Annotated in this window: 12 protein-coding genes, 1 tRNA gene and 1 riboswitch; of the genes, 7 read left to right on the forward strand and 6 right to left on the reverse strand. The window is 73.3% G+C overall.

Annotated features, from left to right (window positions below; all coding sequences use genetic code 11):
- Positions 1–8: 8 nt before the first annotated feature.
- From CWN80_RS10605 to CWN80_RS10615, 3 genes are read right to left on the reverse strand one after another with little or no spacing between them, the layout of a single operon-like run.
- Positions 9–191, reverse strand: coding sequence for a hypothetical protein (locus CWN80_RS10605; protein WP_007926680.1), 183 nt, complete (start codon positions 189–191; stop codon positions 9–11).
- Positions 188–3,841, reverse strand: coding sequence for a DUF4011 domain-containing protein (locus CWN80_RS15410; RefSeq protein WP_157986928.1), 3,654 nt, complete (start codon positions 3,839–3,841; stop codon positions 188–190). The genes CWN80_RS10605 and CWN80_RS15410 overlap by 4 nt, the downstream gene beginning before the upstream one ends.
- A gap of 10 nt (positions 3,842–3,851) precedes the next feature.
- On the reverse strand, positions 3,852–5,078 hold the full coding sequence (locus tag CWN80_RS10615; protein ID WP_238148193.1) for an MFS transporter: 1,227 nt from the start codon (positions 5,076–5,078) through the stop codon (positions 3,852–3,854).
- 54 nt (positions 5,079–5,132) lie between these two features.
- On the opposite strand from CWN80_RS10615, the gene CWN80_RS10620 reads away from it, so the two are divergent.
- The 7 genes from CWN80_RS10620 (at position 5,133) to mnhG (ending at position 11,711) form a co-directional block, all read left to right on the forward strand.
- Positions 5,133–5,204 (forward strand) — tRNA-Arg (locus tag CWN80_RS10620).
- A 422-nt stretch (positions 5,205–5,626) separates the two neighbouring features.
- Entirely contained in the window at positions 5,627–8,446 is a 2,820-nt protein-coding gene (locus CWN80_RS10625) for a Na+/H+ antiporter subunit A (protein WP_007926675.1), read from the forward strand.
- Positions 8,443–8,886 carry a Na(+)/H(+) antiporter subunit C gene (locus tag CWN80_RS10630; protein ID WP_007926673.1) on the forward strand — a complete coding sequence of 148 codons (444 nt, stop codon included), beginning with the start codon at positions 8,443–8,445 and terminating at the stop codon, positions 8,884–8,886. The genes CWN80_RS10625 and CWN80_RS10630 overlap by 4 nt, the downstream gene beginning before the upstream one ends.
- Complete coding sequence (locus CWN80_RS10635; protein WP_007926671.1) at positions 8,883–10,514, forward strand: Na+/H+ antiporter subunit D; 1,632 nt, start codon at positions 8,883–8,885, stop codon at positions 10,512–10,514. The genes CWN80_RS10630 and CWN80_RS10635 overlap by 4 nt, the downstream gene beginning before the upstream one ends.
- Complete coding sequence (locus CWN80_RS10640) at positions 10,511–11,074, forward strand: Na+/H+ antiporter subunit E (RefSeq protein ID WP_007926669.1); 564 nt, start codon at positions 10,511–10,513, stop codon at positions 11,072–11,074. Before CWN80_RS10635 ends, CWN80_RS10640 begins: the two co-directional genes overlap by 4 nt.
- Positions 11,071–11,337 carry an MrpF/PhaF family protein gene (locus CWN80_RS10645; protein ID WP_007926667.1) on the forward strand — a complete coding sequence of 89 codons (267 nt, stop codon included), beginning with the start codon at positions 11,071–11,073 and terminating at the stop codon, positions 11,335–11,337. Before CWN80_RS10640 ends, CWN80_RS10645 begins: the two co-directional genes overlap by 4 nt.
- The gene (gene mnhG / locus CWN80_RS10650) at positions 11,334–11,711 is read left to right on the forward strand and encodes a monovalent cation/H(+) antiporter subunit G (RefSeq protein ID WP_007926665.1); all 378 of its coding nucleotides are present in this window, start codon (positions 11,334–11,336) and stop codon (positions 11,709–11,711) included. The genes CWN80_RS10645 and mnhG overlap by 4 nt, the downstream gene beginning before the upstream one ends.
- Before the next feature lie 66 nt (positions 11,712–11,777).
- On the opposite strand, the gene CWN80_RS10655 is transcribed toward mnhG, so the two are convergent.
- The 3 genes from CWN80_RS10655 to CWN80_RS10665 form a co-directional block, all read right to left on the reverse strand.
- A complete protein-coding gene (locus CWN80_RS10655) occupies positions 11,778–12,644 on the reverse strand; it encodes a C40 family peptidase (RefSeq protein WP_007926664.1) in 867 nt (288 codons plus the stop codon).
- Between the two features lie 2 nt (positions 12,645–12,646).
- Positions 12,647–12,827: riboswitch (cyclic di-AMP (ydaO/yuaA leader) on the reverse strand.
- Between the two features lie 113 nt (positions 12,828–12,940).
- On the reverse strand, positions 12,941–13,651 hold the full coding sequence (locus CWN80_RS10660) for an iron-dependent transcriptional repressor DtxR (protein ID WP_128277262.1): 711 nt from the start codon (positions 13,649–13,651) through the stop codon (positions 12,941–12,943).
- Between the two features lie 43 nt (positions 13,652–13,694).
- Positions 13,695–14,891 (reverse strand): MFS transporter, encoded by a 1,197-nt coding sequence (locus tag CWN80_RS10665; protein ID WP_040881087.1) that lies wholly within the window; start codon positions 14,889–14,891, stop codon positions 13,695–13,697.
- Positions 14,892–14,903: the final 12 nt, after the last annotated feature.

Here is a 14,903-nt window from a genome sequence, read left to right on the forward strand (position 1 = left end):
GGAGGGCGTCACTCCCAGTGCGGCGGACGCTGCTCCTGCAGCCAGCGGTCGTGCTCGTCCTCGTCGGGGCGCTCGCCCCACCCGCGGTCGGTGTCGTCCGAGGTCTGCTCGGGGGTCGAGCGGCGGCGGGGCGCGACCCGCGGCGTCTCCGTGGTCCCCTCCTGCGGGGTCTGCTCCGGCTGGTCGGTCATGACGCGTCTCCCTCCTGGGCGATGGCCTCACGCACGGCCCGGGTGACCAAGGCCTCCTGACGGGCCGGATCGGCGAAGATGTCGACCGCCCACAGCCTCAGGTGGTGCCAGCCGAGGTCGGTGAGCCGCTCGACGAGGATCCGGTCCCGCTGCCGGGTCGAGGCCAGGCCGGCGTAGCCGGGCCCGTCGACGTCGACGGCGACGAGCATCCGGCTACGGTCGCGCGGGTCGGCGACGGCGATGTCGACCCGGTGCTCCCCGGAGCCGACGTCGGTGGCGACGACGAGCCCGCCGTCGCGCAGCCGCCGGACAAACCCGGCGAGCAGTGGGCTCAGCTCTGCGTCCTCTGCGCTGCCTCGCGGACCACCGACCGGCGACGGGGCGGCGATGCCCTCGAGCAGCGTGCGCAGGGCCCGGTGCCCGGGCAGCGATCCCCGCTCACCCCCGAGGTCCTGCGGGTCGATCGTCGTCACCCAGACGATGGTCCGGCGGGCTCTGGTCGCGGCGAGCAGGACCAGCTCGGCACCGGTGACGCCACTCAGCGCGCCGAGGCGCTGGATGACCCGTCCCTGCGGCGAGCGGCCGAAGCCGACCGAGACGATGACCGCGTCGCGCTGCTCGCGCTGCCACCGGTCGGCCGGCTTGATGACGAGGGGCTCGGGCAGGTCACGCAGAGCCTGGGCGATCTCAGGGTCGGACTGGCTCGCCTCGGCCACCGCGTCGGCGATGCGGTCGGCGTGCCGCTGGCCGAAGGTCACGACACCCAGCGAACGGCGGGGCTTTCGCTGGAGGTGCTGGCGGACCCGGGCGACGACGGCCTCGACCTCCGCCGTGGTCGACTCGACGAGACCGGTGCGCTCGTCGAGGACACCCACGCCCTCGACGCGCTCGAGGTGCACCGCGTCGTGGGGTGCAGGGGCCGGCGGGTGCACGACCTCACCGGCGGTGGCGGCGCCACCGAGCAGGGTGTCCACGCGCGGTCGCGGATAGGCGCTGTCGCGGAGCGCGCGCGTGGGCAGGACCCGCGCCGTCAGGTCGGCGAGCGAGGTCCGCGGCCGGCCGGGGGCGGGCACGCCGGCGTCGGCGGTCCACGTGTCGGGGGGCAGCTGTCCGCGGTCGCCGATGACGAGCAGCTGGCTCCCTCGGGCGATGCCCGAGAGGGTGCGGGCGAGGGTGGTGCGCGAGGCGTCGTCGACGACGACGAGGTCGAAGGTCTGGTCCCGGGGCAGCACCTGCCCGACGACGAAGGGGGCCATGGCCCAGGCCGGGGAGGCGGCCCGCAGCAGCCCGCCCCAGCGACCGAAGGCACGGTTCCACGGCAGCGACGGGCGCAGCCCCTCGTGGGCGGCAGCCACCTCGCGGGCGGCTGACCGGTGCCGTCGCCCGTCGGCGTGGAAGCGCTCGCGCTGTCGGGCGGCGACACGAGCAGCGTTGGCGCCCAAGCTCGCCCGGTCGGCCTCGACGAAGGTCCGCAGCGCCTCGTCGAGCTGTTCGCCGGTCACGCCGGCGACGCGCTCATCCTTGCCCGCCTCGGCGAGCACCGAGGTCCACCACACGAAGAGCACCTCGTCCGCCACGGACGACGGCGCGACGCGACGCGACGCGAGGTCGTCGAGGAGGTCGCCGAGGCCGCGCTTGCGCAGGTCGTCGAGGTCGTCGATGACCTCCGGCACGGCCCGGGCACCGGCCACGTCCTTGCCGAGCTCGTCGAGGCGCGCGGTGAGCTCCTCCCACGGGGTGTCGAGCAGGTCGCCCCCCTTCGCCGTGTCGCCGATGACGGCACCGACGTGCGTGAGGTCGGCGTAGACCCGCTCGTAGGCGGTGTGGGCGCGGTCCATCTCTGCCGGGATGCGCGGTCGACCGCCGCCACCGGTGAGGCGGGACCAACTGCTGCGCTGGCGCGCGGCGAGCTGGAGGGCGGCGTGCAGGTCCTCCGGCGGGCGCCCGGGCCGCAGCAGGCGGCGCGCCTGAGCACGCAGGCGGCGCCGCTCGACGACCCCGAGGGGTTCGCCGTCGACGGTGAGGCCCTTGGGCCCGGTCGCCGCGAGGAGGTGGTCGAGGGGGGTGTCGAAGACCTCCGGCCGGAAGACGTCGACGGTGTCGCGGATCTCCTCGATGCCGGCGAGGAAGCGCCCGTGGTCGGCCGGGCAGGACGCCCGGGGCTCGGCGATGTCGGCGAAGACCTCGCGCACCGTCGTGCGCAGCTGGGCGAGGGTGCCCTCGGGTCCGCGCAGCCGGTCGATCGCGGCGAGCACCTCGTCGACGTCGGCGGCGCTGTGCAGCCGGGCCCCGGCCCACGGCTCGTCCTGCCGCCCGGGCCGCCAGGCCTTGCGTGTGGCGACACCGGTGAGCTGGGTGACGAGGGCGTCCCTCCCTTCGGCATCAAGCGAGGTGAGGACTCGGCCGGTGAGCCGCACGCGCGAGCGCGGGGCGGGACGGCGGGTGCTCAGACCGACGATCGCGTCGTGGGCGTCGGCGATGGAGACCCCCCACGGGGGCCGCGGCTCGTGCCGGGCGTGGGTGTGCCCGTCGAGGACCTTGGCTGCGGCGGCGGCCCGGCGCCCCGGGCGGTCGAAGGAGCGCTCGCTCTCCGGGAGGCGGCGCGGCCAGCGCTCGACGACGATGGTCGGGTTGACCTCGGCGGCGGGGTCGGTGACGTGGACGAGCAGGTCCTCGAGGCCGGCGGAGGCGAGCTCGTGCGCCACGGCGTCGATGGCGGCGGTCTTTTCGGTGAGGAGGAGGACGCTGCGGCGCTCCCCCGCGGCCTGTGCGATGACTGCCGCGACGAGCTGCGCGATGCCGGTGCCGGGCGGGGCGTCGACGTAGAGGTCCTGCCCGTCGGCGACCCGGTCGAGCACGGCCTGCTGGTCGGCGGTGATGTCGAGGACGGCGCTGTCGGCGACGCTCGGCGGCTCCTGCTCCGGCGCTTCGACGGGCCGACCCCGCAGGAGGGTCGCGGCCGGGCCGTCGGCGGTGAGCTCGCCGAGGTCGGTCAGGTCGGCGAGCGCCTCCGCCTTGCCGTAGGGGTAGGCGGCGATGACGATGCGCGAGGTGATGTTGAGCTCGGGCAGGTCGGCGCACATCTCGCGCAGCGCGTCGAGCACCGGTGTGGGGTTGAAGCCGCGGCCGTCCCCCCGGCCGAGGTCGGCGAGGGCTTCGCCGTCGATGTCCCGACGCAGGGCGCGCCGCAGGTAGGTGAGCAGCGCCGGGTTGACCTCGGCGCGGGGTGCGAGGTCGAGCGCGAAGTCCGACCCGGGCCGCAGCCGCCGCAGGGAGGCGCGTCGCAGGATGACGGGCGCGAGCGGGCGGTCGACCTCCCCGGGCACGTGCCAGGAGGCGGAGCCCATGGCGAGGAAGCAGGTGTGCACGCCGTGCTCCTGCGCGATCCGCTCGACGTGCTCGGTGAGCTCGGCGGCGCGGCGCTGCGCCCGCAGCAGCGCGCCGGGCTCGCGGACGAGGTCGGAGAGGCGGGCGTCGCGGCCCGAGAGGAGCATGGCGATGCCGCCGGGGTGGGCGGTCGTCAGGTCGACGACGTGGGGGTCGCGGGACGGCCAGAGGAGCGTGTTGGGACCGCCGAGCTCCATGAGCTCACGGCGCTGGGGGGACACGTCTGCCGGCACCGGGGCAGGGGTCGTCGGCGGCAGGGTCACGGCGCCAACGCTAACAATTGCGACCGCGCCCGAGCGGGACCAGCAGGCCGACGAGCAGCGCCGCGCCGCCCGCGAGGAGGGCGAGGGCGGGGTAGCCCCACCAGCCGACGACGACTCCCGCGAGCGCGCCGCCTCCGCCCCCGGCCAGCCCCATGGCCACGTCGGCGAGGCCCTGCGCCGCAGGCCGCTGGCGAAGGGGGATCGCCCCCGTCAGCAGGGTCGACCCGGCGATGAGGGTGCACGACCAGCCGAGGCCGAGGAGCACGAGCGCGAGGGTGAGCACCGCGGAGTGGCCCTCGGGTGAGGTGGCCGCGAGGACGCTGGCGGTGAGAAGGATCGCGGCGCCCAGCCCGATGACGGCCCGGCCACCCCACCGGTCGACGGCCCAGCCAGTGACGGGCGACAGGGCGTACATGCCGACGACGTGCAGCGAGATGACGAGCCCGATCACCTCAAGGGTCGCGTGGCCGTGCCGCATGTGCAGCGGGGTCATGATCATCACCGAGACCATGACGGTGTGCCCGAGTGCCATGGCGAGCACCCCGGTCAGGGCGTCGGGGTGGGATCGGATGACGGCCCAGCCGCGGGTGGGCGGCTCCCCGGGGCCGGGTTCGTCGTGGTCGACGTGCAGCTCGCGGGCGGTGAGCAGCGGGTCGGGGCGCAGCGCGACCAGGAGGACGAGGCCGGCGAGGAGCACCGCCACGAGCGAGAGGACGTAGGGTCCGACGAGCACGGGCAGGTGCAGCCGCTCCGCCACCCACCGTCCCGGACCGGTGAGGTTGGGGCCGGCGACGGCGCCGACGGTCGTCGCCCAGACGACGATCGACAGGTGCCGGCCGCGGTGGTCCTCGTCCGCGAGATCGGTCGCGGCAAACCTCGCCTGCGAGTTGGCCGCCGTCGCACCGCCGAAGAGCAGGAAGCCGGTGATGAGCAGCGGGAAGGACCCGATCGCCGCCGCGCCCACGATGAGCAGTGCGCCGCCGACGGCGAGGGCGTACCCGAGGACGAGGCCGGGGCGTCTCCCCTGCGTCGCCATGACCCGGGCGACGACGATGGCGGCCAGCGCACCGCCCAGGGTCTGCGCGGTGCCGCCCAGACCTGCCCAGGCCTCGCTGCCGGAGACGTCGGCCGCGAGGAGGGCCCCGACCGCGGCGCCGGCACTCACCCCGACCCCACCGATGATCTGCGAGCCCGCCAGGGTGGCGATGGTGCGCCGCTGCAGCGCCTGGGTGATCACCGAAGGGAGTATGACGCGTACCCTGTCCCTCGGCGTGGTCCCGCACCGCGTCGGGCCTCCGTAGCTCAGGGGAAGAGCACTTCTCTCCTAAAGAAGGTGTCGCTGGTTCGAATCCAGCCGGGGGCGCCGCTAGTTTTGGGGTTGTTCGCCAGCGTGGGGGCCCTCGTCCGGGTCAACTCGCCCGCTCCTCAGCCGCCCGGCGGCGTTGATGTCACCTGGTCCCCCTTCTCCGGGCAACCAGGTGACAGCAAGGCCGCCAGGTGACATCAACGATGCCAGGCGACGCCGGGGCGCACTGATCCTCGACGCGTGCGGCCACCATCTCGGCCACCCGCGCATCACGCCCTTCGACACAACACGCCGTCGCCCTCGCCTGCACCGCCGCAGACGCCCTCTCGAAGCCCTGTTCGAGGGCGTCAAGAGGGTGGCAGGAGATTCCTTCGGGAACCTGCCGAGCCGGGCACCTGCCGCGCGTGCCCCCGGCACCGGCGGCGCGGTCACCTGCCGTTAAACTAGGAGCCCGTCCCCGGACTCGTCGAGAGGCCTTCGTGACCCTGCTGCTGCTTGCCCACTTCGCGGCGGCAGCAATTGCGCCCGGACTGGCCAAGAGCCTCCACCGCCGGTCCTTCCTCGTCCTGGCCCTCGTCCCCGCGGCCACCTTCGTCTGGCTCCTCGCCCAGTCCGGCACCGTCACCGAGGGCCACACCCTCGTCGAGCAGATCCGCTGGGTCCCCCAGCTCGGCATGGACTTCTCCCTGCGACTGGGCACCCTCCAGTGGCTCCTCGGCCTGCTCGTGAGCGGCGTCGGCGCTCTCGCGCTCGTCTACTGCGCCTGGTACTTCAAGCCCGACGACCCCAGCCTGTGGCGCTTCACCGGGGTCTTCACCGCCTTCGCGGGCGCCATGCTCGGGCTCGTCCTCGCCGACAACCTGCTCGCGCTCTACGTCTTCTGGGAGCTGACGACGGTCTTCTCCTACACCCTCATCGGACACAACCCGGTGCGCTCGGCCAACCGGCGCTCGGCGATGCAGGCCCTGCTCGTCACGACCTTCGGTGGCCTGGCGATGCTCGTCGGCACCGTGATCATCGGCCAGACGTCGAGCTACACCATCAGCGAGATGCTCGCCTCGCCGCCGCCGGCCGGCGCCCTGACGACCGTCGCCGCACTGCTCGTCCTCGCGGGCGCGCTCACCAAGTCCGCGCAGATCCCCTTCCACTTCTGGCTGCCCGGCGCCATGGCCGCACCCACCCCGGTGAGCGCGTACCTCCACGCCGCGTCGATGGTCAAGGCCGGCATCTACCTCGTCCTCCTCCTCGAGCCGGCCTTCGCCGACGTGCCCGGCTGGCGCCCCGTGCTCGTCGTCCTCGGCCTGTGGACGATGATCGTCGGCGGCTGGCGGGCGCTGCGGCAGGACGACATCAAGCTTCTGCTCGCCTACGGCACGGTGAGCCAGCTCGGCTTCATGACCGTGCTCTCCGGCATCGGCTCCAAGGCCGCCGCCCTCGCCGCGCTCGGCCTCGTCCTCTCGCACGCCCTCTTCAAGTCCGTGCTCTTCTTCACCGTCGGCATCATCGACAAGGGCACGGGCACCCGCGACCTCACCCAGCTCCACGGCATCGGCCGCACCGCCCCGGTGCTCGCCGTCGTCGCGACGATCTCGGCCGCCTCGATGGCCGGCCTGCCGCCGCTCGTCGGCTTCGTCGCCAAGGAGTCGGCGCTCACCGCCGCCATGGAGTCCGCCCACGGCCCGCTGTCGACGGCGACCGGCTGGCTCACCGTCGCCGGCATCGTGGCGGGATCGGCACTCACCGTGGCCTACTCCGCCCGCTTCGTCTGGGGTGCCTTCATGACGAAGGGGGAGACCGGCGCCGCCGCGCGGCCCACCCCCTTCGACGCACCGCGCCCCCTGCTCATCGCCCCGGTGCTGCTCGCCGCCGCCACCGTCGCGGCCGGCTTCCTCGGCGACCCGCTCACCGAGCTCTTCCACCCCTACACCGCCTCGCTGCCGGGTGAGGAACCCGAGCACCTCGCGCTGTGGCACGGCCTGACCCCCGCCCTCGGGCTGTCCGCCGTCGCCATCGCCGGCGGCCTGACGCTCTTCGCGCTGCGGGCCCCCTTCGCGCGGCTGCAGGCGCGCCTGCCCGACGTCGCCGACGGCGAGCGCGTCTACCAGCGCTTCATGAAGGCTCTCGACCGCTTCGCCGTCGAGGTCACCGCCCTCTCCCAGGGCGGCTCGCTGCCCACCTACCTCGCCGCGATCTTCCTCGTCGTCCTCGCCCTGCCCGGGGTCGTCGCCGCCACCGCGCTGCCCGGCGCGCAGGTGCGCCTGTGGGACACCGTCGCCCAGGCCGTCGTCGCCGCCCTCGTCATCGCCGGCGCCGTCCTCGCCGTGCGCGCCCGCAACCGCCTGCAGTCGGTGATGTTCGTCGGGACCACGGGCTACGGCCTCGCGCTGCTCTTCCTGCTCCACGGCGCACCCGACCTGGCGCTGACCCAGGTGCTCGTCGAGACCTTCAGCCTCGTCCTCTTCGTGCTCGTCCTGCGCAAGCTGCCCGAGTCCTTCCGCCGCCGCCCGCGCTCCGCCCGCCGCTCGTGGCGTCGCTCCTGGCGGCTCGCCCTCGCCGGCTCCATCGGTCTGGCGATCTCGACGCTCACCGTGGTCGCGGCCAATGCACGAGTGCACGAGCCGATCTCCAAGGCCTTCCCGCAGGAGGCCTACGACTTCGGTCACGGCCGCAATGTCGTCAACGTGACGCTCGTCGACATCCGCGCTTGGGACACCCTCGGCGAGATCTCCGTGCTCGTCGCCGCCGCCACCGGCATCGCCAGCCTCGTCTTCGTCCGCACCCAGGACGTCGAGCGCTCGTGGACCCGCCGCCGCAACCAGGGCGCGGTCATGGCCTCAGTGGTGCGCGAGCGCCGCTCGGTCATCCTCGAGACGGCCACCCGGCTCGTCTTCCACGTGATGATCCTGCTCTCCCTCTACCTGCTCTTCGCCGGCCACAACCAGGTCGGCGGCGGATTCGCCGGCGGCCTCGTCCTCGGCCTCGCCCTGCTCGTGCGCTACCTCGCCGGTGGCCGCGCCGAGCTCGACCGTGCCGCCCCGGTGAGTGCCGGTCTCGTCCTCGGCGCCGGGTTGGCCGTCTCCGCGGTGTCCGCCCTCGCCCCCCTCGCCTTCGGCGGCACCGTCCTGCAGTCCGCCGTCCTCGAGGTCGACCTGCCGATCTGGGGCCACGTCAAGATCGTCTCCGCGCTCGCCTTCGACATCGGCGTGTACCTCATCGTCATCGGGCTCGCCCTTGACGTCGTCCGCTCGCTCGGCGCCGGCATCGACAAGCAGGCCGAAGAGGACGAGGTGACCGCATGACCGCCATCGCGCCCAATCTCAGCCTCGTCGTCGTCGCCGGCTTCCTCATCGCCACCGGTGTCTACCTGCTCCTCGAGCGGGCCCTGACCCGGCTGCTGCTCGGCATCGTCCTCGCGAGCAACGGCGTCGCCACGCTCTATCTCGTCGTCTCCGGACCGGCCAAGGGCGCCCCCTTCGTCGGCTCGAGACCGGCCGAGGAGATGAGCGACCCGCTCCCCCAGGCCATGGTGCTCACCGCGATCGTCATCGCCCTGGCCTCCGTCGCCTTCGTCCTCTCCCTCGCCTACCGCCAGTGGCGGATCACCGGCAGCGACGACGTCCCCGACGACGCCGAGGACGAGCTGATCAAGCGGCTCGCCGAGCGCGACGAGGTCTCGAGCACCTACGACCCCGACACCCAGTCCACGACCGAGGCAGACGAGGAGGACGCCACCGCATGAGCTCCGCCAACCTCCTGCCGCTGCCGGTCCTGCTCCCCCTGCTCGGAGCAGCGCTCACCCTCGTCGCCCGGCGCCACCGGCGCACCCAGGTCGCGATCAGCCTCGGCGTGCTCGCCGCGAGCCTCGCCGTCGCCGTCACCCTCATGTACCGCACCCACGAGGAGGGCCCGATCGCCCTGTGGCTCGGCGCGTGGAGCGAGCCCCTCGGCATCGCCCTCGTCGCCGACCGGCTCTCGGCGCTCATGCTCCTCGTGAGCAGCTTCGTCATCCTCGTCGTCCTCGTCTTCGCCATCGGGCAGGGCGTCGCCGACGGTGACGATGACTCCCCCCTCGCGATCTACTTCCCCACCTATCTCGTGCTGTCGGCCGGCGTCTCCAATGCCTTCCTCGCCGGTGATCTCTTCAACCTCTTCGTCAGCTTCGAGATGCTGCTCTTCGCCTCCTTCGTCCTGCTCACCCTCGGTGGCAGCGGCGCGCGCATCCGGGCCGGGACGACCTATGTCATCGTCTCGATGGTCTCCTCCTTCCTCTTCCTCGCGGCCATCGCGGCGACCTACGCGGCGGCCGGCACGGTCAACCTCGCGCAGCTCTCCCTCCGCCTGCCCGACATCGACCCCACGGTGAGCCTCGCCCTGCAGCTCATGCTGCTCACGGTCTTCGGGATCAAGGCGGCCGTCTTCCCGATGTCCGCGTGGCTGCCCGACAGCTACCCGTCGGCGCCCGTGCCCGTCTCCGCGGTCTTCGCCGGGCTGCTCACCAAGGTCGGCGTCTACGCCATCGTGCGCACCCAGTTCCTGCTCTTCCCCGACTCACCGCTGCACCACCTGATCATGATCGCGGGACTGCTGACGATGCTCGTCGGCATCCTCGGAGCCGTGGCGCAGCCGGGCATCAAGCGGATGCTCTCCTTCACGCTCGTCAGCCACATCGGCTACATGCTCTTCGGCATCGGCCTGGCGAGCGAGCTCGGCCTCTCGTCGGCGGTCTTCTACATCGCCCACCACATCACCGTGCAGACCGCGCTCTTCCTCATCACCGGGCTCATCGAGCGGGTCGGCGGCTCGACGGTCATCGACCGGCTCGGTGGCCTCGCCGCGACCTCCCCGGTCCTGGCCATCCTCTTCTTCGTCCCCGCGATGAACCTCGCCGGCATCCCGCCCTTCTCCGGCTTCGTCGGCAAGGTGGGGCTGCTCCAAGCCGGAGCCGAGGACGGCAGCGCCGTCGCGTGGACACTCGTCGTCGGGTCGGTCGTCACCTCCCTGCTCACCCTCTACGCGGTCGCCAAGACGTGGAGCCACGCCTTCTGGCGCCCGCGCGCCGAGGACGAGAGCGACCGCGCCTTCGCCTTGCCGACCCTCACCCCGTCCTTCGGCCGGCTGAGCGACGCCATCGGGGCCGTCGTCGCCGCGCAGCGCCCCTCCACCCCCATCGCTCCACCGCCGCCCGCTCAGCCCGTCGAGCGGCCGATGCCCCCGCTGATGCTCGGCGCCGCGAGCGCCGTCGTCGTCTTCAGCCTCGGCCTCTCGCTCTTCGCCGGGCCCCTCTTCGCCTACACCGACGCCGCGGCCCAGCAGATGATCACCCGTGACGGCTACGTCAAGGCCGTCCTACCGCAGGAGGGGCCGTGAAGGACGCCGACACGAGCACGGCCGCTGCCACCCGGCGCGGCGGCTGGCAGCCCCGCGCGATCATCGCCCTCGCCGTCGTCTGGGTCCTCCTGTGGGACCGGGTCACCCTCGGCAACGTCGTCAACGGGCTGATCATCGGCGCCGTCGTCACCCAGATCTTCCCGCTGCCGTCGGTCCAGTACTTCGGCCGGATCCACCCGTGGCCGCTCGTCCAGCTCATCGCGCGCTTCCTCGTCGACCTCGTGCAGGCCGCCGTCCAGGTCGCCGCCGCCACCCTCAGCCCGCGCCCCGCGCAAGGCGGGTCGATCGTCGCCGTCCAGCTGCGCACCCGGTCGGAGTTCTACATGACGATCGTCTCGGCCCTCGTCTCCCTCGTGCCGGGCTCGATCGTCGTCGAGGCCCGACGCCGCGCGGGCATCCTCTACGTCCACGGCTTCCACGTCACGACCCCCCAGGAGCTCGAAGAGCTGCGCCGGGACGTCCTCGCCGTCGAGACCCGCGTCGTGCGGGCCATCGGCACCCGCGAGGAGATCACCCTCTGCTCCGAGGAGGAGGCATGAGCATCATCCTGGCCATCGCCCTCGGCATGCTCATCTGCGCCGCCGCGCTCGTGCTGGTGCGCGTCGCGCTCGGCCCGACCAACCTCGACCGGGCGCTCAGCCTCGACGTCCTCATCGTCATCGTCACGGGCATCATCGCCACGCAGATCCTGCGCACGGACGACCCCGGGCCGCTGCCGATCATGGTGGTCTTCAGCCTCACCGGCTTCGTCGGCTCGGTGTCCGTCGCCCGCTTCATGGCCCGCAAGCAGGACGACGCATGAGCTGGCAGGAGATCTGTGACCTCGCCGGGGGCATCAGCCTGCTCCTCGGCTCGACGATCGCCCTCGTCGGCGCGATCGGTCTGGCCCGGCTGCCCGACATCTTCGGCCGCATGCACGCGGCGACCAAGCCGCAGACCCTCGGCCTGCTGCTCATCCTCGTGGGCCTGGCTCTCAACGTGCGCACCTGGGCCTCGGTCGCCACGCTCTTCATCGTCGTCGGCGCCCAGGCCCTCACCGCCCCGGTGACAGCCCACATGCTCGGCCGCGCCAGCTACCGCACCGGCGCCTCCGAGGACGACCTGCTCCACCACGACGAGCTCGGCGAGGACTACCGGCGCATGACGGAGCAGCAGGCCACCGGCGACGAGGCCTGACCGCACGACGAAGGGGGCGGAGGGAGATGATCTCCCTCCGCCCCCTTCGTCATGGGGTGGGCCTGCTCAGACGCGGCCGTACCCGGAGACGCCGTCGAAGATCGGACGGATCGAGATCGACTTGCCAGTGCGCGGTGCGTCGATCATCATGCCGTCGCCGACATAGATGCCGACGTGCCACGAGGGCGAGCCGAAGAAGACGAGGTCACCCGGCTGCGGGTTGGACACGGGGGTCGCGGCGGCCTGCTGGGCCGTCGTGACGCGCGGTAGCGACTTGCCCGCCTTGGCGAAGACGTACTGGGTGAAGCCCGAGCAGTCGAAGCCGGAGGGGGTGGACCCGCCGTAGACGTAGGGGACGCCGATGTACTGCTTGGCGATGGAGATGACGTCGGAGCTCGCGGAGGAGGCCGCGGCGGGGGCGGGCTCGCTCTTGGCCGGGGCCGGGGCCTGACGCTCCTGCGAGCGGCTCGGCGCGGTGGACTCGGTGCGCTCGCTGGCCTGCTCCTCGCGGGCGGCCTGCTCCTGCTCCTGCTCGCGCTGACGCTCGGCGGCGGCCTCCTGGCGGGCCTGCTCGCGCTCGGCGCGGGCCCGCAGCTGGGCCGGGGTGGGGCCGGTCGGCTTGGCGACGGGCTCGACCTCGATCTTGCCGAAGGCGGCGTCGGTCGCCTTCGACGACGTCGTCGTGGCGGGCGCGGTGACCGCGGCGGCGGGAGCGGCCGGGGCGGAGGCGGTCTGGACCGGGGCGGCGTCGACCTCGGCGGTCGAGTCGGCGGCCTGGGCGGGGATGGCGATCGCGGCGATCAGACCACCGGAGGCAGCGATGACGGCCGAGCCCTTGGCGAGGGGCGTGCCCGCTTGGCTGACGATCTGGCCGAGCTCGGACACGGGGTTGTAGCGACCGGCGGCGCGGTGGCGCCCGACGTTGTGAGACAAGGTGATGACCTCTATCCCGCCTGCGGGGTCAGCTGTCGGGTTCGAGCCAGAGGTCTGGCCCGGCCCTGCGACACCGGACCGACCTGGCGGTCCGCTGCGTCCCAGGACTTCACCCCGAGGAGCATCCGCGATGCCCCGCCAAAACGTGGGTCCCCCGCTCCTGTCATGCGGTGTCGTGCAGATCCGTCGGGTGCGGTGACAGGACTCAGCGTCCGCGTGACGGGTCCGCCCAGGGGGAGCGGACCATCAGACCGTACCCGCAGATCACGGCAATGTCACGCCGAGGTCACGAGAGGTCACGGAGCGACCAGCTCGACGAAGACGTGCTCGGCGACGTCCTTGGGCAGCGACACCGCGTCGCCCGGCTGGGCACCGACCCGCGCGACGATGACGCGGTCTCCCTCGGGGGTGACGTCGACGACCTCACCGGGGCGCAGCCGCGCCTCGGTGAGCAGCTCCAGCGCCTCGTGGTCGACCTGGGCCGGCTCGCCGATGCGGCGCACGCGGTACTGCCCCGTGGGCTTGCCCTGCGCGACCTGGACGAGGCTCTGCAGACCCTCGAGGTAGTCGATGCTCGCCTCCTCGTCCGAGAGCAGCTCGTCGAGGCCGGGGATCGGGGTCCCGTAGGGCGACTCCCGGTGCTCGGGCAGCATCGCGAGGATCTTGCGCTCGACGCGCTCGCTCATCACGTGCTCCCACCGGCAGGCCTCGTCGTGCACGTGCTCCCACTCGAGACCGATGACGTCGGCGAGCAACCGCTCGGCGAGGCGGTGCTTGCGCATCACCCGCGTGGCGAGCAGCCGCCCTTCGTCGGAGAGGACGAGCCGGCGGTCCTCGCCGAGGCTGACGAGGCCATCACGCTCCATGCGCGCCACGGTCTGCGAGACGGTCGGGCCGGAGTGGCCGAGCCGCTCGGCGATGCGGGCGCGCATCGGCGGGATGTTTTCCTCCTCGAGCTCGAAGATCGTGCGGAGGTACATCTCGGTGGTGTCGATGAGGTCCTTCACGAGCCCCATCATGCCCTGCCCGGCGGCGCCGCGGGCCGCCGCGTCAGGCCGCGGAGCGCTCCCGGTCGGCGCGTGGGATCCACAGGCTCGTCCAGGCCAGCCCCGCGAGGCCGAGGGCCCCGAGCGCCACGGCGGCGGCGGGCAGCGAGACGAGGGTGGTGACGGCGCTCAGGCCGAGCGAGCCGCCGGCGTGCCCCACCTCGCCGGTGAGCCGCCAGGCGCCGAGGAACTGGGCCCGGTCGCGGCTCGGCGCGGCGTCCGCGCCGAGGGTCATGACGATGCCCGACCCCAGCCCGTTGCCCAGGGCCATGGCGAGCGCGACGGCGAGCAGCTCCCCCTTCGTGTCGGCGAGGGGCAGGGCGACGAAGGAGAGCGAGACGACGCCCAGCAGCGCCCCGACGACCCACATCCGGCCGAGCCGGTCCATGACCCAGCCGCCGGGGTAGACGAGGACGAGCTCGGCGAGACCGGCGACGGCGAAGATCTGCGAGGAGTCGACGCCGTCGAGGCCGATGTGCAGCGCCCACAGCGGCAGGATCGCCAGCCGGGCGGAGCGCAGCGCCGAGATCACCGTGACGCCCAGGCCCTGGGTGAGCAGCAGGCGGGCGTGCCGCCGGATGACCCGGAAGACCCCGGTGTGCGGCTCCTGCGCGCGGGCCCGCTCGTGCTCACCGGTGAGGTCGGGTGCGGTGAGGACGGTCAGCACGGAGCCGACGGCGAGGAGCACGGCCAGCCCGTAGGCCCCCTGCAGGCCGAAGGGGGCGATGGCCAGCGACCCGACAACCGGCCCGAGGAGCAGCCCGGCCCGCATCGACCCACCGAGCAGGGACATGCCACGGGCGAGGAGCTGCCGCGGCAGGACGTCGATCATGAAGCCCTGCCGGGCGAGGAAGAAGGCGGAGGAGGCGAGCCCGCTGACGAGCAGCGCGACACCCATGAGCCACAGCGAGGGCGCCCACCCCGCGACGGCGAGCGCCGCGACGTCGAGCAGGCCAGCGCGGACGAGGGTCGCGCGCTCGCCGATGCGGGCGACGAGGGCTCCGGCGGGCAGGACCCCGACGAGCTGCCCGACCCCGGTGAGGGCGACGACGAAGGCGGCGGTGCCGAGGCTCGCGCCGAGCTCGTCGGCCCGCAGCGCAGCGACCGGGATGACGGCGCCGGTCGCGGCGGCGGAGAGGAAGGTCGGCCCGAAGGCGGGTACGGCGATGCGCCTCCAACCGAAGGTCTCGCGCGTACTCATCCCCCTCATCCT

The organism is Janibacter hoylei PVAS-1 (assembly GCF_004025845.1).
GTDB lineage: Bacteria > Actinomycetota > Actinomycetes > Actinomycetales > Dermatophilaceae > Janibacter > Janibacter hoylei.